This is a genomic window from Alkalimonas sp. NCh-2 (assembly GCF_039631345.1).
GTDB lineage: Bacteria > Pseudomonadota > Gammaproteobacteria > Enterobacterales > Alteromonadaceae > Alkalimonas > Alkalimonas mucilaginosa.
In genome coordinates, this window is record NZ_JBDIUV010000005.1 from 304,662 (window position 1) to 322,741 (window position 18,080).

Here is an 18,080-nt window from a genome sequence, read left to right on the forward strand (position 1 = left end):
CATGCTAAAGCGTTCGATAAAACAGCCGGCAGGATGGTGGGTGATTCTCGGGGTCATGCTGGCATTGCCAGTTTGGCTTTGTGCGGACGAACCCGTTAACGAAGAAGCTTTATTGCTCAGTCAGCAGCGCGAACAGTTTCTGCATGCCGAGTTACGGATCGGTTCAACCAACAAAGCACAAGCCGAACAGTGGCTCGAGCAGCTAGCCGACTACCCATTGCAACCTTATCTGGAGCAACGCTGGCTGGAAGGACGTTTATCTGCCAGCGATGCCATCGAGCGTTTTTTAACCCGCCATCAGGGGTCACCGATGGACTGGCCTCTGCGCAAGCGCTGGTTGCTGTATCTGGCGCAGCGCCGCTCAGCTGAGTTGTTTTTAGCCAATTACCGTCCTACCCAGGATGCCGAGTTGCACTGCCATGCATTGCGTTTCCGGCTGGAAAAAGAAGCGCCAGCGCAGATTTGGCCAGAGGTGCGTGAGCTCTGGACGGTCGGGGTGTCGCAGCCCAGAGCCTGCGATCCCCTGTTTAGCCGCTGGCGTGATGCGGGTCAGATGACCCCTGAAGTGATCTGGCAGCGGGTTGGCAAGGTAGCTGATGGCGGTCAGGCCAATTTATTGCCTTATTTGCGCGGCCTGATGCCGGCGCGTGATCAGTATCTGGTGGATTTATGGATCCGGGCCAGGCGCAACCCTGCCGTGGTGGCACAGAGCAATTTTTTTCCCCGTCGCGATCCACGTGAACGGGAAGTATTGGCCTATGGCTTGCGACGCTTGATCTGGCGTAATCCGGAGCAGGCCCTGAGCACCTGGCAGCGTTTTGCCGAAGATCCTCATTTTACTGAAGGACAGCGGCAGATGGTGATCCGAGCCTTTGCGGTGGCCTTGGCGAGCCGTGGTGATGAACGAGCCGATGCCTGGATGGTGCAAGTGCCGGTTGAACATATGGATGATACCCTGGCACACTGGCGCATTGCTCATGTGTTAAAGCTGCAGGACTGGCCTCGGGTACAGCAATTGATAGAAAGCATGCCTCAGGAGCTGCAGCAAAGTGCCGCCTGGCAATACTGGCTGGCGCGGGCGTTGGAACAGCAAGGCCAGCAAACGCAAGCCGATGTGCTGTGGCATGAACTGGCGCAGCGGCGCAACTATTATGGTTTTATGGCAGCTTCGCGTTTGGGACTTCCTCCCAGCTTATCGCACCGGCCAGTGCCGGTGACCGACGGCGAAGTAGCTGAGCTGGGGGGACACCCTTCGGTGCAGCGTGCGCAGGAGTGGCTGGCACTGGGCCGGATGACGGAAGCCCGGCGTGAGTGGAATCATTTACAGCGCACCGCCGATGAGCAAACCAAGCTGGCCTCTGCCCGTTTAGCAGCGCAGATGCAGTGGTATGAGCGCTCCATCTTCTCTTTGGCGGATGTTGGTTTTTGGGATGATATCGAACTGCGCTTTCCCCTGGCTTTTAAAGAAGAGATGGCTGAGTTTGCCGGTAAAGCCGAAGTCGACCCGGCCTGGGCCATGGCGATTACCCGGCGTGAAAGCTCCTTTATGGTGGATGCCAACTCACCGGTTGGTGCCCGCGGCCTGATGCAGATTATGCCGGATACCGCCAACTACATTGCACGCCAGCCGGTGCAGCTGGGCCAACTGTACAATCCTATCACCAACATTGATTACGGTACCAACTACCTGAATTACCTGATGCGCCGTAACGATGGCAACCTGCTGATCGCCACCGCATCCTACAATGCCGGTTATGGCCGGGTTCGGCAGTGGATCCCGAAAGATGAGGCGGTGCCGGCGGATATCTGGATTGAAACCATTCCGTTTCGGGAAACCCGCGAGTACGTCAAAGCTGTAATGGCGTATTACCAGATTTACAATATCCGCATGGATCAACCGGTGGATGTGTTTGCTCCCTTACTAGGGATGCGGATTGGGCAGCCGCAGGATTGATGCTATTATGAAGCATCGTATTTTGTACCCACTATCACAAGAAGGATGCTATGACGGTAATTGATCCTGCAAGCTACGCCAACCATATTCAGGTATTGCAGCAGCGGACCCGCCAATTGCTGGAGCGGGAAAACCTGGATGGCCTGGTGATTCACTCTGGCCAGACCAAGCGTAAATTTCTCGATGACATGGATTATCCGTTTAAAGCCAATCCGCACTTCAAGGCCTGGTTGCCTGTGGTGGATAACCCGCACTGCTGGCTGCAGGTGGATGGCGTCAATAAACCAAAATTGATTTTTTACCGGCCAAAAGACTTCTGGCACAAAGTACCGGATGTGCCAGGGGATTTTTGGGCTGAGCATTTTGATATTCAATTGCTGGAAAAAGCCAACCAGGTCGAACAATTGCTGCCGTACGATAAAGAGCGGCTGGCGTATTTAGGTGAGTACCTGGAAGTTGCCCAGGCATTAGGCTTTAGTGAAATCAACCCGGAGCCGGTGCTGAACTTTCTGCATTACCACCGCGCTTATAAAACTGAGTACGAGTTGCAGTGCCTGCGCCAGGCCAACCGCATGGCGGTGGCGGGCCACAAGGCTGCCAAAGCAGCCTTTTATGCCGGCGGCTCAGAGTTTGATATTCAGTTGGCTTACCTCTCGGCTGTTGGTCAGACGGAAAACGAGGTGCCTTACGGCAATATTGTGGCACTGAATCAACACTGCGCTATTTTGCACTACACGGCGCTGGAGCGACAAAAGCCAGTGCAGCATCACAGTTTTCTGATCGATGCCGGGGCCGAGTTTCATGGCTATGCCGCCGATATCACCCGCACCTACAGTTTTGATCGCGGCCACGAGTTTGCAGAGCTGATCAAACGGGTTGATGCCATTACGCTGCAGATGGTTGATGGCCTGAAACCTGGTATCAAATACAGCGAGTTGCATTTGCAAACGCATCGGTTAATTGCTGAAGTGCTGGCGGATTTTGATTTTGTCCGGTTGGGGGCTGAGGCCATGGTGGAGCAACACATTACCCGGGCTTTCTTCCCGCATGGTTTAGGGCATCATCTTGGCTTGCAGGTGCACGATGTCGGTGGCTTTATGCTGGATGAGCGCGGTACCCATCTGCCGCCACCAGAGCAGCATCCGTTTTTACGCTGTACCCGTTTGATCGAGCCGTCGATGGTCTACACCATAGAGCCGGGGTTGTATTTTATTGATTCCTTACTGGATGAGCTGCCTGATGCACAGAAAAAGCTGCTAAACTGGGATAAAATTCAGGCCTTTAAGCCATTTGGTGGCATCCGGATCGAAGACAATGTCATCGTACACCGGGAGCGCAATGAAAATATGACCAGGGAACTGCAGCTGGATTAACCGGCAGGTAGTCGTCTGGCGCTCTGCCAGTTCGGGGAACTATGCAATATCGCTCCATTATCCGCATTCTGGGGTTGCTGGTCGCTGTGTTCAGCGCCAGCATGCTGCCGCCAGCCCTGGTATCGCTTTGGTATCAGGATGGTGCAGGGGTGCCCTTTCTGTTGTCCTTTGTTATTTGTGTCACGGCAGGCCTGCTGATCTGGTACCCCAACCGCAGCTATCAGCGTGATTTGAAAGTACGCGACGGCTTTTTGATTGTAGTGATGTTTTGGCTGGTGTTAGGGGCTGTTGGTACCTTACCGCTCTATTTATCGTCAGAAACCGGCATGAACCTGGCCGATGCTACCTTTGAAGCCTTTTCCGGGCTCACCACCACCGGAGCCACCGTACTTACCGGTATTGAAACCCTGCCAAAAGCCATTTTGTTTTACCGCCAGCAACTGCAATGGCTGGGCGGCATGGGGATCATCGTGTTGGCGGTAGCAATTCTGCCGATGCTGGGTGTTGGCGGCATGCAGTTGTACAAAGCGGAAACCCCGGGGCCGGTCAAAGACAACAAAGTCACACCGCGCATTGCCGATACCGCCAAACATCTGTGGTTGATTTATGTGGTGCTGACGCTGACCTGTGCTTTGGCTTATCGTCTGGCGGGGATGGGCTGGTTTGATGCGGTGGGTCATTCTTTTTCCACCGTCGCTATAGGCGGTTTCTCGACCTACGATGCCAGTATTGGTCACTTCAACAGTAGTGCCATTAATATTATCTGTGTGGTGTTTCTGCTCCTCAGTGCCATCAATTACCCGCTGCACTTTGCAGCCATGCGTGGTAAAAATATTCTGACCTACTGGCGAGATCCAGAGCTGCGGGCTTTTTTGTTTATTCAGGGCTCGCTGGTTGTGCTGATTTTTATTGGTTTGCTACGCAGTCAGGTGTATGACAGCAGCTGGGAAGCTTTTGACCACGGTCTGTTTCAGGCTGTATCTATATCTACCACCGCAGGCTTTGCCACCGGCGGTTTTGCTTACTGGCCCTTGTATTTGCCGATCCTGTTAATTTTCTCCAGTTTTATTGGCGGCTGTGCCGGCTCGACCGGTGGTGGGATGAAAGTGGTGCGGGTGTTATTGCTGTTCTTGCAGGGCAAGCGCGAGCTAAACCGGCTGGTGCATCCGCGGGCCATCTACAGCATTAAGCTGGGGCGGCGGGCGGTGCCAGACCGGGTGGTTGAGGCGGTATGGGGCTTTTTCGCTGCCTATGCGTTGGTGTTTGTGATTATTATGCTGCTGCTGATTATGACCGGGCTGGACAATATCACCGCCTTTACTGCCACTGCCGCCTGCTTGAATAACCTGGGGCCTGGGCTTGGTGAGGTGGCTTCGCATTATGGTGAGCTGGCTGATAGCAGTAAATACTTGCTGGTGTTGGCGATGGTATTTGGCCGGCTGGAGATTTTCACCTTGCTGGTGCTCTTTACGCCGGCTTTCTGGAAAAACTAACGGCTAAATAAATATCGCACTGACCTGGAACAGCTTCTCTACTTCGCTGATATGTTTTTTATCCACCAAAAACAGAATCACATGATCGTCACTTTGAATCTGGATATGATCATGCGCAATGATCACTTCATCACCCCGCACAATGGCCCCTATGGTGGCACCTGGCGGTAATTTGATGTCGCCAATGGCCCGGCCAACTACTTTGGAAGTGGTTTCATCGCCGCGGGCGATGGCCTCGATGGCCTCGGCAGCACCACGGCGCAGTGAGTACACATTAACAATATCGCCTCGCCGAATATGAGTTAGCAGGGCGGAAATGGTTGCTTGTTGTGGCGATACCGCGATATCAACTTCTCCACCTTGCAGCAAGTCGACGTAAGCGCCGCGCTTGATCAGCACAATGGTTTTTTGCGCACCCATCCGCTTGGCCAGCATGGCCGACATAATATTGGCTTCGTCATCGTTGGTAACGGCAATAAAAACATCGATTTGCTCGATATTTTCTTCTTCCAGTAACTCAGGATCGGAGATATCGCCGACATAGACCAGGGTGTTGTCCAGTACGCCGGATAGAAATTCAGCCCGGTCCTTGCTGCGCTCAATCAGCTTTACGCTGTAATTATTTTCCAGCGCTCTGGCCAGGCCGTAGCCTACGTTACCGCCACCGGCAATCATAATTCGGCGATAGCTGCTTTCCAGCTTTTGCAGTTCGCTCATCACCACCCGGATATGCTTGGTAGCAGCAACAAAAAATACTTCGTCATCGGCTTCGATTACCGTAGTTCCCAACGGTTTGATCGAGGTGCCACGGCGGTAAATGGCTGCGACCCGGGCATCAATATTGGGCATATGCACTTTCAGGGTAGACAGTGCATGCCCAACCAGCATACCGCCATAATAGGCCCGCAAACCGACCAGGCTGACTTTGCCCTGGGCAAACTCTACCACCTGCAAAGCGCCCGGGTAATCAATCAGCCGGCGGATGTAATCGGTCACCAGGGTTTCCGGGGCAATAAAGTGATCGACCGGCATGTCTTCCCGGCGGAACAGTTGATCGCGGTACTTCAGGTACTGATTGCTGCGAATACGGGCAATTTTAAGCGGGGTATGAAAAATACTGTAGGCGACCTGACAAGCAACGATATTGACTTCATCGCTACTGGTCACGGCCACCAGCATATCGGCATCTTCAGCGCCGGCTTTTTTCAGAATGTCCGGATGTGCGCCATAGCCATGAATGACCTGCAAGTCGAAGCGATCCTGCAATAACCGAAGTTTCTCCATATTGGTATCCACTACGGTGATCTCATTCATTTCCCCGACCAGATTTTCAGCCAGGGTTCCGCCAACCTGGCCTGCGCCAAGAATGATGATTTTCATGACTTTTGTTCTGCCTCAAGCTGTTTCATCACTTTAGCATAGAAAAAGCCATCCATCTGCTGCTGGCCGGGCAGGATTTGCCAGCCTGTGGCTTCTCCATGGATTGGTAGCAAGACGGCATCCGGGGTTTGTTGCAAAAAATGTTCGATCTGTTGTTGGTTTTCATTGCTAAACACACTGCAGGTGGCGTACAGCAAGAAGCCGCCTGGCTTGAGCAACGGCCACAGCTGCTGCAGCATTCTGGCCTGTATGCCAGCCAGGGCTGTGATGTCACTGGCTTTACGCAGCCAGCGAATATCGGGGTGCCGACGAATGACGCCACTGGCCGAACAGGGCGCATCCAGTAAAATACGGTCAAAGGGTTCGCCATCCCACCACAGGTCTGGCTCACTGGCGTCCGCAGCCTTCACCTCGGCCTGGTGCTGTAAACGTGCAAGGTTGGCATGCACCCGTTCTAACCGGTTGGCATCAACATCCAGCGCCAGTACCCGGGCCGAAGGGGCCAGTTCCAGCAGGTGACTGGTTTTACCGCCCGGGGCACAACAGGCATCCAGCACGCGCTGGCCATTGGCCGGCTCCAGCAAATGAGCGGCATACTGGGCGGCTGCATCTTGCACGGCAAACCAGCCTTGCTGATAGCCGGGCAGGCTGGTGATATCGCGTGCTTGCTCCAGCAAAATCGCCTCCGGCAGGTCAGCTAGTGGTTGCTGCCAGCCAATATCGGCCGCACTCAGTGCGGCGGTAAAGTCAGTGATGGCAACTTGCTGCTGATTGAGCCTGAGCCAAAGCGGAGCTTTTTGCTGGTTGGCCAGTAAAATGTCGGGCCATTGCTGCGGGTAGTCCTGTTGCAACTGCTGCACCAGCCAACCCGGGTGGCTGTAGCGAATGGCCGGTGGCTGCTGTTCAAACTGCAACAACTCTGGCCGGCGCTGCACGGAGCGCAGTACGCCGTTAATCAGGCCGGTCATGGACTTGCCTTTCAGCTCCCGGGCTCCATCCACCGTTTCGCTGATGGCGGCATGATCCGGAATGCGCAGCCAGTGCAGCTGATAAATCCCGACATACAGCAAAAATTGCAGTGGCCGTAGCTTTTTCACCAGCGGCTTATCCATCAGTTGGCGACAGACATGATCCAACTGGGCCAGATGGCGCAGTACGCCAAAGCAGAGTTCTTGCAACAGGGCCTGATCTTTACTGTCCTGCAGTTGTTGCTGCGCTTTGGGCAGCACTTCGGATAGGGAGCGCCCCTGGTCGACCACCTGATAGCAAGATTGCGCTGCCAGCGCACGCAGATTAACGGGCATTATTTGCTTGGGTCGTGGCGGCCTGGATCAGACTGCCGGGCTGGAACCAGTCGGCGCGGCCATTGATAAAGTCGGCGATCGCCATAGGTTTCTTGCCGGCAGGTTGCAGTTTGGTGATAACCAATACATCTTCGGCAGTGGCAATTTTAAGGCCCTGTCGGTTCAGCGCCAGAATCTGGCCCGGTGTGGCTTGCTCTATCGCGGGCTCTACCTGTGCGGCCAACACCTTGATGCGGTGTTCGCCGTGTGCAAGCACACTGACAGGCCAGGGATTAAAAGCACGAATTTCCCGCTCTAACTGGGCAGCGGTTTTGTGGAAATCCAGTTCAGCTTCTTCTTTGCTCAGCTTGGCGGCATAACAAGCCAGGCGCTCATCCTGCACTTCGGCCTGAGCTTGTAAGGCTGGTAGATCATTCAGCGCCTGCACCAAGGCATCCGGGCCAAGTTCTGCCAGTTTCTGATACAGGCTGGCACTGGTATCTGCTGCTGTGATGGCGCAGGTTACTTTGCTTAGCATAGCACCGGTATCCAAACCTTTATCCATTTGCATAATGGTGATACCGGTTTGATGATCACCGGCCCAAATCGCCCGTTGAATCGGCGCTGCACCACGCCAGCGTGGCAGCAAGGAACCGTGGACATTGATGCAACCAAGGCGCGGGGTATCCAGCACCGCTTGTGGCAGCAACAAACCGTAGGCCACAACAACCATCACATCGGCATTGAGTTCTGCCAACTGCTGTTGTGTCGCCGGATCTTTGAAATTGGCGGGTTGTAACACTGGAAGTTGATGCTGCTGTGCCAGTTGCTTCACCGGGCTGGCCATCAGTTGCTGGCCGCGGCCGGCCGGGCGGTCTGGTTGCGTATAGACTGCCAGCAACTGATGGCTGCTGTTCAGTAGCGCTTTCAGATGTTCGGCAGCGAAGTCGGGGGTGCCGGCAAAAACAATACGAAGAGGAGCGGTCACAATCTATCCTGTGTTAAAGGGCGTGGCGAGCAGCCAGCCGGGCTTCTTTTTCCAGCTTTTTGCGGATCCGATCCCGTTTTAACGGCGACAGGTAATCAATAAAAAGCTTACCTAGCAAATGATCCAGCTCGTGTTGAATGCAAATAGCCAACAAGCCATCTGCTTGCAGTTCAAACCAATCGCCATTGGCATTTTGTGCCTTGACGGTGACTTCAGCGGCCCGTTCAACCTTGGCGTAACTGTTTGGCACCGACAAGCAGCCTTCTTCGTAAGTGGTATCACCGCTTTTGGCGATAATTTCCGGGTTAATCAGTACCAAAGGCTCATCCCGTTGCTCCGATACATCAATCACCACCACCCGGACATGGTGATCGACTTGGGTTGCCGCCAGGCCGATACCATTTTCATCGTACATGGTTTCCAGCATGTCGTTGACAAGCTGCTGAATTTCTGGGGTAATCTCGGCAACCGGTTTGGCAATGGTCCGTAACCGGTCGTCTGGAAAATGCAACACTCGAAGTACGCTCATAGGCTCCACAAATACTATGCTTAACTGAAATAACTGTGCTAAGGTCTGATTTTAGCCATTAATGTGCGCGATGAACAGCTTCGTCTGTCATAATTACAACAAGATCACGCTGGGGATGCTGGCATGGTAAAACCTGTCCTTAATTTTTTAGTGCTGTTTGCTTTGTGTTTTGCTGCCATTGCGACTGCAGATGAACTCAAGGTTCGCGAAGATGCACCTGAACGTTATGTGGTGAAAAAAGGCGATACTCTTTGGGATATTTCGGCCATTTATCTCAGCCAGCCCTGGCGCTGGCCACAGCTATGGCGCATGAATCCGCAGATTGATAATCCACATTTGATTTTTCCCGGCGATGTATTACGACTGATCTACGATGCTGATGGCCGGCCTATGCTGGTGCGTGATGATCGGGTTCGACGGTTATCACCTCACACCCGGGTAAGCGATACCCGGCCAGGTGCAATTACCACAGTCCCACTGGCGATGATCAGACCATTTTTAGCGCATGACCAGATGCTTAGCCAAAGTGATCTGGAAGGAAAACCTTACATTCTTGGTGCCAATAGCAATGTAAAGAATGCCACCGAAGGGCATACACTTTATGCCAGAGGTGAGCTGGAGCCGGGTAAAGCTTATGCAATTTACCGGAAAGGACGTCCCTATATCGATCCGGAAACGGGGGATAACCTGGGCTATGCGATGATGCTGGTTGCAACCAGCCGGGCATTCCGTGGGGGCAGCAATGAGCGGAATGAGCCTGCCTCCTTACAGATTCTGGATGTAAAGCGAGAAATTCGTCAAGGTGATATTGTGCTGCCCGCTCTGGATGGTGAGGCACTACCGGCTTATTTTCATATGGCGCGGCCTGAACAGAGGATTGATGGCTTAATTATTGAAACAACCTCCAAGCTGCGTGAATTTTCGAAGTGGGATATCGTGATCATTAATCGTGGCGCTAGCGATCAGTTAAAACCAGGGCATATGCTGGATATTCTGCGGCCATCACCGGCGGTGGTAGATCGCGGCAATGGCCAGCCAGTGTATCTGGAAGATGCTAGCCGTTACCAGCGCTTGGCCAGTAATTTCGGCCATGAACAAATGCAAATGCCACGCGAAAGAGTGGGGCATCTGATGGTATTCAAGGTAACTGAGCGTGCCAGTTATGCCATTGTAACGGATACCTACCGCCCGGTGAGGGTTGGAGATCATATCGTCAGTCCCTAGAGCAAAAGGAAGGTATCATGGACGATATCCTGAATTACTTGGTACTGGCTCAGGCCGGTATCAATGGTTATCACCAGCAGCGGCTGGCTTCACACTGCACAGCTGCTGAGCTTTGCCAGCAGCCAGTCAGCACCCTTCGCCAAATGGGCCTGACCGAGCGACAGGCCATCGCCATTCGACAGCCTGATATGCGTTTAGTGCAGCAGGCCGAGTCTTGGTTAAAACAAAGCCCGCTGCATCAGTTGATTTGCTATCAGGATCGGCTTTATCCACCACTGCTTAAACAAACCCGGCAGCCACCCCTGGTGCTCTTTGTTGCTGGCAATGCGGCATTGCTTAGTCAGCCACAAATAGCCATCGTTGGCAGCCGTCAGCCTAGCCCTACTGGTAAACAAACAGCGTATCAGTTTGCTGCTGAGCTGGTACGGCAGGGTTATGTGATCACCAGTGGCATGGCGCGTGGCATCGACAGCTGCGCACATCAGGGCGCTTTATCGGTCGAGGGGCCCACCATCGCAGTGCTGGGGCATGGTTTATCCCGCATCTATCCTAAATCCAATCAGGCTTTGGCAGGTCAAATCATGCAGCAGGGCGCTTTGGTGTCCGAGTATTTCCCAGCGGTAGAAGCAAGACCGGCTCATTTCCCGCAGCGTAACCGCATTGTGGTAGGCTTGGCACGGGGAACTCTGGTGGTAGAGGCGGCGTTAAAAAGTGGCTCTCTGATTAGTGCGCATTTGGCGGTTGAAGCCAACCGGGATGTATTTGCTATTCCCGGTTCTATTTATCATCCACAATCTGCCGGTTGCCACGCTTTAATTCAACAAGGCGCTAAACTAACCACTTGTGTCGCCGATATTTTGGAGGAGTGGACTTTTTTCGCAAAATCAGGTCTAAAACAACAGCAAAGTGAAAAAAATTCAACGCCAGACTTGTTCGATGACAGTTTGTTAGCTAACGTAGGAGATGAAGCTACTGCGGTTGATCAGATCGCAGAACGGTCAGGGCTGTCGGTGGCGGACACGACCATTGCTTTGCTGCAGCTTGAGCTGGCAGGTCTGGTGGCAGTAGTGCCTGGTGGCTACATCAGAGTGAGGAGTACCTAAGTATGTTTGATATCCTCGTTTACCTGTTCGAAAACTACATTCACAATGAATCGGAAATTTATGCTGACCGTGCCGATCTGACCAAAGAGCTCAGTCTGGCCGGTTTTCATGATGACGATATCTTCCGGGCTTTGCAGTGGCTCGACAGTCTCTCCAAGCTGCAGGAAAGTCATGTAAAACCCTATCTGACGAAGCTGACGGTCAGCTCTGTCCGCGTTTATACCGTGGACGAAAGCCGCAAGCTGGATGCGCAGTGCAGGGGGTTCCTGATGTTTCTGGAGCAAATCAATGTGCTGGATGCCAGCACCCGGGAGATGGTGTTGGATCGGGTGATGGACCTTGATGGCCAGAGCATTTGTCTGGACGACCTGAAATGGGTGGTATTGATGGTGCTGTTTAATGTACCAGGTCGGGAAAGTGCCTATGCTCAGATGGAAGATCTGATCTTTGATGAGCCGGACGGTCAACTGCATTGACACTAACAGCTCTGTTGGGTCGGGCCTGAGGTTATGGCATACTGGCTACCTTCGTTCCAAGGTGGTAGCCTGAGCCATGACATCGCACCCCGACCCATTGTTCAAACTGCCTCAGCATCAGGGCAAATGCCCTTTATGCCAACATCCGCTGCTGATCAAATCCGGCAAAAACGGCCCTTTTATGGGTTGCAGCAATTACCCGACTTGCCATTACCTCAAACCATTGCACGAGCATGAGCACAGTGTAGTCAAAGTATTACCGCATGAGCCTTGCCCGAGCTGTGGCCAGCCGCTGGCTGTGAAAAATGGCCGTTATGGCATGTTTATCGGTTGCAGTGATTATCCAAATTGCGATTTTGTGGTGCATGAAACCGATAACCAAACCGAGCAATTTGACTGTCCGGCTTGCAGTAAAGGGCAGCTGGTAGAGCGAATTAGCAAGTTCGGCAAGCACTTTTATGGCTGTAACCGCTATCCAAAGTGCAAGTTTTTGCTCAATGAGCAACCCGTCGCAGGCAGTTGCCAACAGTGTGGCTTTGCACTACTGATCCGCAAGAAAACCGCCAAAGGCGAGCGACTGCTCTGCGCTGATAAAGCTTGTCAGGCCGAGCAGTCGTAGCTAGTGCTGCGCGCTAGTGCCCACCTTTCAGGACGGGCACTAGTTAGATTTTATCCAGCAGCAGTTCCAGCTCGGGAAAGTCTTCTTCCGGCAGCAGCGCAATCAGTTGCTCAAAACGCTTTGCCAATTGCCCTGTCGTATCGGCCGAGAGGTTGATATGGCCCATCTTGCGGCCGGGGCGAGGCGTTTTGCCATACCAGTGCAAATGCAGGCCAGCAATGCCGAGCAAGGCGTCTGGCAATTGATCCAACCCCAGAATATTCACCATCAAGGTGGGACGCAGTACCGTGGAGGCACCCAGTGGCAAACCGCAGACTGCCCGGATATGGTTGGCAAACTGACTGGTATCGGCCCCTTGCTGGGTCCAGTGACCTGAGTTATGCACCCGTGGCGCGAGCTCATTCACCAGCAATTGCTCACCGACCACGAAAAACTCAATCGCCAGCACCCCGACATAATCAAGCTCATCGGCAATAGCCTGAAACATCTGTTCGGCCTGAGTCTGTAGTGGGTGCTCAGATCTTGCCAGCGATACACTCAGTACGCCGTTGACATGATGGTTTTCGGTCAGCGGATAAAACACCGTGCTGCCATCTTGACCACGAGCACCTACCAGAGAGACTTCGTAATCAAAGGGAATAAATTGTTCGGCCACAATGCCTTGTTTGGCTTTTTTTGAGGCTTGCTTCAAAAACTGTGCTACCTCTGTCCAGACCGCATCGAGTTGCTCCATCTGTTTTAAGCGCCATTGGCCTTTGCCATCATAGCCTTCAAGTGCGCTTTTTAGTACCAGAGGCAGGCCTAGTTGCTGCACCGCAGCTTCAAGTTCAGCTTTATTGTGAACTTCAGCATAAGCAGCACTGGCGACCCCGGCTTGCTGCAATAGGGCTTTTTCGATACGGCGGTCACCCCCGGTTAAAATGGCGCGACTGCCGGGCAGAAATTTCCCGCTTTGCTCGCAGGGCTCCAGCACCGCCTGGGGAATATGCTCAAATTCAGCGGTCACCACATCGGCATCACGTAGTGCTTGTTGCAATCCTTCGCCCAGCACTTGCTGGTTGATGGGATCAACAATCTGATTGCTGCGTACATCAAAGGCTTGTACCTCGATGTTCAAGGGGATGGCTTCCAGTGCCATCATCCGCGCCAGCTGGCCGGCACCCAGAACCAGTACCCGCATCAGGATAGCTCCGCCGGATCCGGCTGGCTGAGCACGGTTTCAGTTTGTTGTTGACGGAAAGCATCGATTTTTTGCATCAGAGCAGGATCCTGCGTAGCCAGCATCTGTGCTGCAAGCAGGCCAGCATTGGCAGCACCGGCATCGCCAATGGCCAGGGTTCCTACCGCAACACCTTTGGGCATTTGCACAATGGAAAGCAGAGAGTCGAGCCCCTTCAGTGCTTTGGATTGTACCGGTACGCCCAGCACGGGTAAGCTGGTAAAGGCGGCAGTCATCCCAGGCAGATGGGCTGCACCGCCAGCACCGGCAATAATCACTTTCAGGCCACGTTCTGCGGCGCCGGAAGCATAATCGGCCAACAGTTGTGGTGTGCGATGGGCAGAGACCACCTTGGTTTCGTAGGCGATGCCAAAATGATCCAGCATATCAGCCGCATGCTTCATGGTCGGCCAGTCCGACGTCGAGCCCATGATAATCCCAACCAGCATTGCTATTTCCTTCTGAAGAGAATGAAGTGTGTGGACGAAAGCGCTATTATAGCGGCAACTGACTCTGAATTAAATTTTTACTGAAATGACCATGGCTGAAATTGTATCTATGCAGACAGCTGCAGAACTGGTGCAAGCTGGTGAAGTGATTGCTTACCCAACCGAGGCGGTATTTGGCCTTGGCTGTGACCCGCAAAATGAAGCTGCTGTGATGCGGCTGCTGGCGATTAAACAGCGCCCGGTCGAGAAAGGGTTAATTTTAATTGCTGCCGATTACTCACAGTTGCTGCCCTATATTGACGATGCGGCGATTCCACTTGAACGTCGGGCCGAAATTTTCTCCAGTTGGCCGGGCCATATCAGCTGGGTGTTGCCGGCCAGTGCAAAGGCACCGACTTGGATCACCGGTCAGCATTCGAGCATAGCGGTGCGGGTTAGCACCCACCCGGTGGTGCGGGCACTGTGCCATACGTTGGCGATGCCACTGGTTTCCACCAGCGCTAACCGTGCCGGTGAGCCTGCGCTGATTGATAGTGCCGAGCTGTTGCGGCAGTTGGGCGGTGATATTGCAGCTCTGGTTGCTGGTGACTTGGGTGGTGCTGCCCAGCCCAGCCAGATCCGTGATGCCATTAGTGGCCAGGTGTTAAGGAGTTAAGATGGTAACTAGCAGTCAGCAGCAACTAGCCGAGGTACAAGGCTTTTTACAGCAATTGCAGGATAATATCTGTCAGGCATTGCAGCAGGCCGATGGCAGAGCCCGCTTTGTCGAGGATGCCTGGCAACGCGCGGAAGGTGGTGGTGGTCGCAGTCGGGTGTTGACAGGCGGTGCTGTTTTCGAACAGGCGGGGGTCAATTACTCGCATGTCTATGGTGCCCAAATGCCAGCTTCGGCCACGGCACACCGGCCAGAGCTGGCCGGGCGTAGTTTTCATGCCTGCGGTGTGTCGCTGGTGATTCACCCGAACAACCCGTACTTACCGACTACCCATGCCAATGTGCGCTTTTTTATTGCTGAAAAAGCAGGCGAGCCGCCGGTCTGGTGGTTTGGCGGAGGGTTTGATCTGACGCCTTTTTATCCCTTTGAAGAGGATGTGGTGCATTGGCATCAGGTTGCTAAGGCGGCGGTCGAGCCGTTCGGAGCGGAGTATTATCCGCGCTACAAACAATGGTGCGATGACTATTTTTACTTAAAACATCGTGGCGAAACCCGTGGTGTCGGTGGTTTGTTCTTTGATGATCTGAATGAGCCTGGCTTTGAGCAAAGTTTTGCGCTGATGCGTGCTGTCGGCGAGGCCTTCTTGCCTGCTTATTTGCCTTTGGTAGAAAGGCGTAAAGAGACCCCTTATGGTGAGCGAGAGCGGCAGTTCCAGCTGTATCGGCGCGGCCGCTATGTGGAGTTTAATCTGGTGTTTGATCGCGGTACCTTGTTTGGCCTGCAAAGCGGTGGCCGTACCGAATCGATTTTGATGTCGATGCCACCACTGGTACGTTGGCAATATGGCTATCAGCCTGAACCAGGTAGTCCGGAGGCGCTGTTGTACGAGCGTTATCTGCAGCCACAAGACTGGCTGGGGATTAACAGTTAATCATATGGCTTGCCAGTTGTCCCAGCGACTGGCGTAGCCCCTCGCGCAGCAATGGTTGCTCGACCACCTCGTCCAATGCCTGGTTCATGCAAAACATCCACTGATCGCGCAGTTGTTGATTGACGGTAAAAGGCAGGTGACGGGCGCGCAGCCTGGGGTGGCCGTATTTTTCTTCAAACAGGGCGGGGCCGCCCAGCCAGCCGGATAAGAACTCAAAGAACTTTTGCCGAATCGCATCCAAAGGTTGGGGATGAATGGCCAACAGCTCGCGCGCCTCAGGCGCTGTTTCCATCACATCGTAAAAGCGGTTGGCTAAGCGGCGCACTGCCGCTTCTCCACCCATAATGGTATAAGGCGTTTGCTTCGGGGTTGGGTGTTCTGGCTGGCGCTCAGGTTGTTTTTTATGAAATACTTGCTGCAGGATTTGTTTGATGGACATAAAAGTGGACCGCTACGCTGTATTTGGACATCCGATTGCGCACTCTAAGTCGCCGCTTATTCATACGCTCTTTGCACAGCAATGCGCCGAGGCCATGCAGTACCAGGCGATTTTAGCACCGCTGGATGGCTTTGCCGAGAGCTGGCAGGCTTTTGTTGCCGCCGGTGGCCGAGGCGGCAATGTGACGGTGCCCTTTAAAGAGCAGGCCTTTGCCCTGGCGGAGCAATTGACCGAGCGGGCGGCGCAGGCTGGTGCCGTCAATACCTTGTACTTTGATCGGCACGGCCAGCTGTGTGGCGACAACACCGATGGTGCTGGTCTGGTGCAGGACTTAATACGGCTTGAAGCGCCACTAGAAAATCAGCAGGTATTGCTGCTTGGCGCCGGTGGTGCCAGTCGCGGTGTGATCGGGCCTTTGCTGCAGGCAGGTGCAACCGCTATTATCATCGCCAATCGTACTGCAGCCAAAGCTCAGCTGTTGGCAGAACACTTTGGTAGCAAGGTGAGCGGCTGCGCTTTAACAGATATCCCGCCAGCGGTGTATCCGTTGGTGATCAATGCCACCTCGTCCGGCTTGGCGGGAGAGCGGCCAGCGATTGCACCAGAAGTCCTGAATGGCTGCACCTTTGCCTATGACATGCTCTATGGCAAGGAGCCCACCGCCTTTTTGCACTGGTGCGCTCAGCAAGGCGTTCCGCGTCAGGCGGATGGGCTGGGTATGCTGGTGGGGCAGGCGGCTGAAGCTTTTCGCATCTGGCGTGGTAAAACACCTGCGGTAGAGCCTGTGATAGCCGCCTTAAAAAAGGCGCTGGCATGAATCAACAGCTGATCTTTAATCATGACTTTGTGTATAGCGCCGAGCAAGATGCTGTCAGCTTCAGCTGTTTATTGGCCGGGCTTCGGTTGACCGGCTATATTGCCCGGCCTGACGAGGTGTCGGCAGACGTCTGGCTTAGCCAGGTACAAGCGGCCGCCTTTGATTGGGAAGACGCAGCCGAGCAGGCGCTTACCGACGAGTGCTGGAATGAGGCCGGTGAGTTCTGGCTACCGACCTCTGTTAACGACTAAACCTGCTCAGCCAGATACTCATCTTTTAACAGCACATAATTTTTAGCGGATGCAGCTAAGAAGGTGCGCTCGGCTTCCGTCAACGGGCGGGCTTGTTTTACCGGGCTACCAACATACAAATAGCCGGATTGCAGAGTTTTGCCAGGTGGTACCAGACTGCCAGCACCAATGATCACATCATCTTCTACTACCGCATCGTCCATCACTATTGCGCCCATGCCCACCAGGATCCGATTGCCAAGGATGCAACCATGCAGCATGCACTTGTGGCCGACAGTCACATCCTCGCCAATAATAAGCGGCGAGCCTTCGGGTTTGCTTGGGCTGGTACGGGTGACATGCAGCACGGTGCCATCCTGCACATTGGTGCGGGCACCAATGCGGATACGATTGACATCGCCACGGGCGGCCACCAGGGGCCAGATGCTAACATCTGCTGCCAACTGCACATCACCAACAATAACGGCAGATGCATCAATATAAACACTGTGGTCAAAGCTTGGGCTGATGCCGCGATACGAGCGAGTTGTCATGATAAATCCTCCTGTGCTGCATTAGTATGCAACAGTTGGCGCTTAAATGCCCGTAGCGGGCGAACTTTAAGCGAACAGCATTGAAAACAGCTATTTTAACCAATAACTGCTTGCAAGGCAGTAAAAGCTCCCTATAATGCCCACCCATGCCAGCGGGGCAGCGAATAAGCGCTCTGCAGCGGGATAAAAAAGTGCGGTAAATGCTGAAATTCAGCCTTGACAGCAGGATTTAAATCCCTAAAATGGCGCCCTCGCTTAGAGATGAGCTTAAAGCTCTCAAAAAGCGATGCGAAGTGAAGCGGTACGATAAAATAATTTCGAAACCAGCTTGACTTCACAATCGGACGATGTAAAATGCGCGTCC

At 53.7% G+C, this 18,080-nt stretch carries 20 protein-coding genes; 11 read left to right on the top strand and 9 right to left on the bottom strand.

The window, feature by feature from the left end:
* Position 1 precedes the first annotated feature (1 nt).
* The 3 genes from ABC502_RS14235 to ABC502_RS14245 are packed head-to-tail and all read left to right on the top strand — an operon-like array spanning position 2 to position 4,820.
* On the top strand, positions 2–1,954 hold the full coding sequence (locus ABC502_RS14235; RefSeq protein ID WP_345916331.1) for a transglycosylase SLT domain-containing protein: 1,953 nt from the start codon (positions 2–4) through the stop codon (positions 1,952–1,954).
* A 50-nt stretch (positions 1,955–2,004) separates the two neighbouring features.
* The gene (pepQ, locus tag ABC502_RS14240) at positions 2,005–3,327 is read left to right on the top strand and encodes a Xaa-Pro dipeptidase (RefSeq protein WP_330087784.1); all 1,323 of its coding nucleotides are present in this window, start codon (positions 2,005–2,007) and stop codon (positions 3,325–3,327) included.
* A gap of 41 nt (positions 3,328–3,368) precedes the next feature.
* Positions 3,369–4,820, top strand: a complete 1,452-nt coding sequence (locus ABC502_RS14245; protein WP_345916332.1) for a TrkH family potassium uptake protein — start codon at positions 3,369–3,371, stop codon at positions 4,818–4,820.
* Positions 4,821–4,823: 3 nt separating this feature from the next.
* Here ABC502_RS14245 and trkA read toward each other — a convergent pair whose 3' ends face one another.
* The 4 genes from trkA to def are packed head-to-tail and all read right to left on the bottom strand — an operon-like array spanning position 4,824 to position 9,000.
* On the bottom strand, positions 4,824–6,200 hold the full coding sequence (trkA, locus tag ABC502_RS14250; RefSeq protein ID WP_345916333.1) for a Trk system potassium transporter TrkA: 1,377 nt from the start codon (positions 6,198–6,200) through the stop codon (positions 4,824–4,826).
* Positions 6,197–7,504: a 16S rRNA (cytosine(967)-C(5))-methyltransferase RsmB gene (gene rsmB / locus ABC502_RS14255; protein ID WP_345916334.1), complete on the bottom strand. Its 1,308-nt coding sequence runs from the start codon at positions 7,502–7,504 to the stop codon at positions 6,197–6,199. The genes trkA and rsmB overlap by 4 nt, the downstream gene beginning before the upstream one ends.
* A complete protein-coding gene (gene fmt, locus ABC502_RS14260; RefSeq protein WP_345916336.1) occupies positions 7,494–8,471 on the bottom strand; it encodes a methionyl-tRNA formyltransferase in 978 nt (325 codons plus the stop codon). The genes rsmB and fmt overlap by 11 nt, the downstream gene beginning before the upstream one ends.
* A 13-nt stretch (positions 8,472–8,484) precedes the next feature.
* Positions 8,485–9,000 (bottom strand): peptide deformylase, encoded by a 516-nt coding sequence (gene def / locus ABC502_RS14265; RefSeq protein ID WP_330087789.1) that lies wholly within the window; start codon positions 8,998–9,000, stop codon positions 8,485–8,487.
* Between the two features lie 123 nt (positions 9,001–9,123).
* On the opposite strand from def, the gene ABC502_RS14270 reads away from it, so the two are divergent.
* The 4 genes from ABC502_RS14270 (at position 9,124) to ABC502_RS14285 (ending at position 12,422) form a co-directional block, all read left to right on the top strand.
* Positions 9,124–10,224 carry a LysM domain-containing protein gene (locus ABC502_RS14270; protein ID WP_345916337.1) on the top strand — a complete coding sequence of 367 codons (1,101 nt, stop codon included), beginning with the start codon at positions 9,124–9,126 and terminating at the stop codon, positions 10,222–10,224.
* Positions 10,225–10,241: 17 nt separating this feature from the next.
* Positions 10,242–11,327: a DNA-processing protein DprA gene (gene dprA, locus ABC502_RS14275; RefSeq protein ID WP_345916338.1), complete on the top strand. Its 1,086-nt coding sequence runs from the start codon at positions 10,242–10,244 to the stop codon at positions 11,325–11,327.
* A gap of 2 nt (positions 11,328–11,329) precedes the next feature.
* The gene (locus ABC502_RS14280; protein ID WP_330087792.1) at positions 11,330–11,803 is read left to right on the top strand and encodes a DUF494 family protein; all 474 of its coding nucleotides are present in this window, start codon (positions 11,330–11,332) and stop codon (positions 11,801–11,803) included.
* A gap of 76 nt (positions 11,804–11,879) precedes the next feature.
* Complete coding sequence (locus ABC502_RS14285; protein WP_345916339.1) at positions 11,880–12,422, top strand: topoisomerase DNA-binding C4 zinc finger domain-containing protein; 543 nt, start codon at positions 11,880–11,882, stop codon at positions 12,420–12,422.
* A 43-nt stretch (positions 12,423–12,465) separates the two neighbouring features.
* Here the strand turns inward: ABC502_RS14285 and ABC502_RS14290 are convergent, their stop codons facing one another.
* A complete protein-coding gene (locus tag ABC502_RS14290) occupies positions 12,466–13,602 on the bottom strand; it encodes a 5-(carboxyamino)imidazole ribonucleotide synthase (RefSeq protein WP_345916340.1) in 1,137 nt (378 codons plus the stop codon).
* Entirely contained in the window at positions 13,602–14,090 is a 489-nt protein-coding gene (purE, locus tag ABC502_RS14295) for a 5-(carboxyamino)imidazole ribonucleotide mutase (protein WP_345916341.1), read from the bottom strand. The genes ABC502_RS14290 and purE overlap by 1 nt, the downstream gene beginning before the upstream one ends.
* A 91-nt stretch (positions 14,091–14,181) precedes the next feature.
* Here purE and ABC502_RS14300 point away from each other — a divergent pair, with 91 nt between their 5' ends.
* Together ABC502_RS14300 and hemF are read left to right on the top strand one after the other, a co-directional pair.
* A complete protein-coding gene (locus ABC502_RS14300; RefSeq protein WP_345916342.1) occupies positions 14,182–14,745 on the top strand; it encodes a Sua5/YciO/YrdC/YwlC family protein in 564 nt (187 codons plus the stop codon).
* 1 nt (position 14,746) lies between these two features.
* Entirely contained in the window at positions 14,747–15,676 is a 930-nt protein-coding gene (hemF, locus tag ABC502_RS14305; protein WP_345916343.1) for an oxygen-dependent coproporphyrinogen oxidase, read from the top strand.
* Here the strand turns inward: hemF and ABC502_RS14310 are convergent.
* The gene (locus tag ABC502_RS14310) at positions 15,666–16,109 is read right to left on the bottom strand and encodes a group II truncated hemoglobin (RefSeq protein WP_345916357.1); all 444 of its coding nucleotides are present in this window, start codon (positions 16,107–16,109) and stop codon (positions 15,666–15,668) included. The genes hemF and ABC502_RS14310 overlap by 11 nt on opposite strands.
* Here ABC502_RS14310 and aroE point away from each other — a divergent pair.
* Both aroE and ABC502_RS14320 read left to right on the top strand, forming a co-directional pair.
* Entirely contained in the window at positions 16,108–16,932 is an 825-nt protein-coding gene (aroE, locus tag ABC502_RS14315; protein ID WP_345916344.1) for a shikimate dehydrogenase, read from the top strand. The two genes, ABC502_RS14310 and aroE, sit on opposite strands and share 2 nt — an antisense overlap.
* Entirely contained in the window at positions 16,929–17,183 is a 255-nt protein-coding gene (locus ABC502_RS14320; RefSeq protein WP_345916345.1) for a DUF1488 domain-containing protein, read from the top strand. Before aroE ends, ABC502_RS14320 begins: the two co-directional genes overlap by 4 nt.
* Here the strand turns inward: ABC502_RS14320 and ABC502_RS14325 are convergent.
* Both ABC502_RS14325 and ABC502_RS14330 read right to left on the bottom strand, forming a co-directional pair.
* On the bottom strand, positions 17,180–17,716 hold the full coding sequence (locus ABC502_RS14325) for a gamma carbonic anhydrase family protein (protein WP_345916346.1): 537 nt from the start codon (positions 17,714–17,716) through the stop codon (positions 17,180–17,182). The genes ABC502_RS14320 and ABC502_RS14325 overlap by 4 nt on opposite strands.
* Before the next feature lie 131 nt (positions 17,717–17,847).
* The coding region (locus tag ABC502_RS14330; RefSeq protein ID WP_345916347.1) for a hypothetical protein at positions 17,848–18,080 on the bottom strand (233 nt) is incomplete at its 5' end.

Excerpts from the sequence above, each read along its gene's own strand:
- ABC502_RS14235 (WP_345916331.1), top strand. The coding sequence starts at position 2 with ATGCTAAAGCGTTCGATAAAACAGCCGGCAGGATGGTGGGTGATTCTC.
- pepQ (WP_330087784.1), top strand. The coding sequence starts at position 2,005 with ATGACGGTAATTGATCCTGCAAGCTACGCCAACCATATTCAGGTATTG.
- ABC502_RS14245 (WP_345916332.1), top strand. The coding sequence starts at position 3,369 with ATGCAATATCGCTCCATTATCCGCATTCTGGGGTTGCTGGTCGCTGTG.
- trkA (WP_345916333.1), bottom strand. The coding sequence starts at position 6,200 with ATGAAAATCATCATTCTTGGCGCAGGCCAGGTTGGCGGAACCCTGGCT.
- rsmB (WP_345916334.1), bottom strand. The coding sequence starts at position 7,504 with ATGCCCGTTAATCTGCGTGCGCTGGCAGCGCAATCTTGCTATCAGGTG.
- def (WP_330087789.1), bottom strand. The coding sequence starts at position 9,000 with ATGAGCGTACTTCGAGTGTTGCATTTTCCAGACGACCGGTTACGGACC.
- ABC502_RS14270 (WP_345916337.1), top strand. The coding sequence starts at position 9,124 with ATGGTAAAACCTGTCCTTAATTTTTTAGTGCTGTTTGCTTTGTGTTTT.
- dprA (WP_345916338.1), top strand. The coding sequence starts at position 10,242 with ATGGACGATATCCTGAATTACTTGGTACTGGCTCAGGCCGGTATCAAT.
- ABC502_RS14280 (WP_330087792.1), top strand. The coding sequence starts at position 11,330 with ATGTTTGATATCCTCGTTTACCTGTTCGAAAACTACATTCACAATGAA.
- ABC502_RS14285 (WP_345916339.1), top strand. The coding sequence starts at position 11,880 with ATGACATCGCACCCCGACCCATTGTTCAAACTGCCTCAGCATCAGGGC.
- ABC502_RS14290 (WP_345916340.1), bottom strand. The coding sequence starts at position 13,602 with ATGCGGGTACTGGTTCTGGGTGCCGGCCAGCTGGCGCGGATGATGGCA.
- purE (WP_345916341.1), bottom strand. The coding sequence starts at position 14,090 with ATGCTGGTTGGGATTATCATGGGCTCGACGTCGGACTGGCCGACCATG.
- ABC502_RS14300 (WP_345916342.1), top strand. The coding sequence starts at position 14,182 with ATGGCTGAAATTGTATCTATGCAGACAGCTGCAGAACTGGTGCAAGCT.
- hemF (WP_345916343.1), top strand. The coding sequence starts at position 14,747 with ATGGTAACTAGCAGTCAGCAGCAACTAGCCGAGGTACAAGGCTTTTTA.
- aroE (WP_345916344.1), top strand. The coding sequence starts at position 16,108 with ATGGACATAAAAGTGGACCGCTACGCTGTATTTGGACATCCGATTGCG.
- ABC502_RS14320 (WP_345916345.1), top strand. The coding sequence starts at position 16,929 with ATGAATCAACAGCTGATCTTTAATCATGACTTTGTGTATAGCGCCGAG.
- ABC502_RS14325 (WP_345916346.1), bottom strand. The coding sequence starts at position 17,716 with ATGACAACTCGCTCGTATCGCGGCATCAGCCCAAGCTTTGACCACAGT.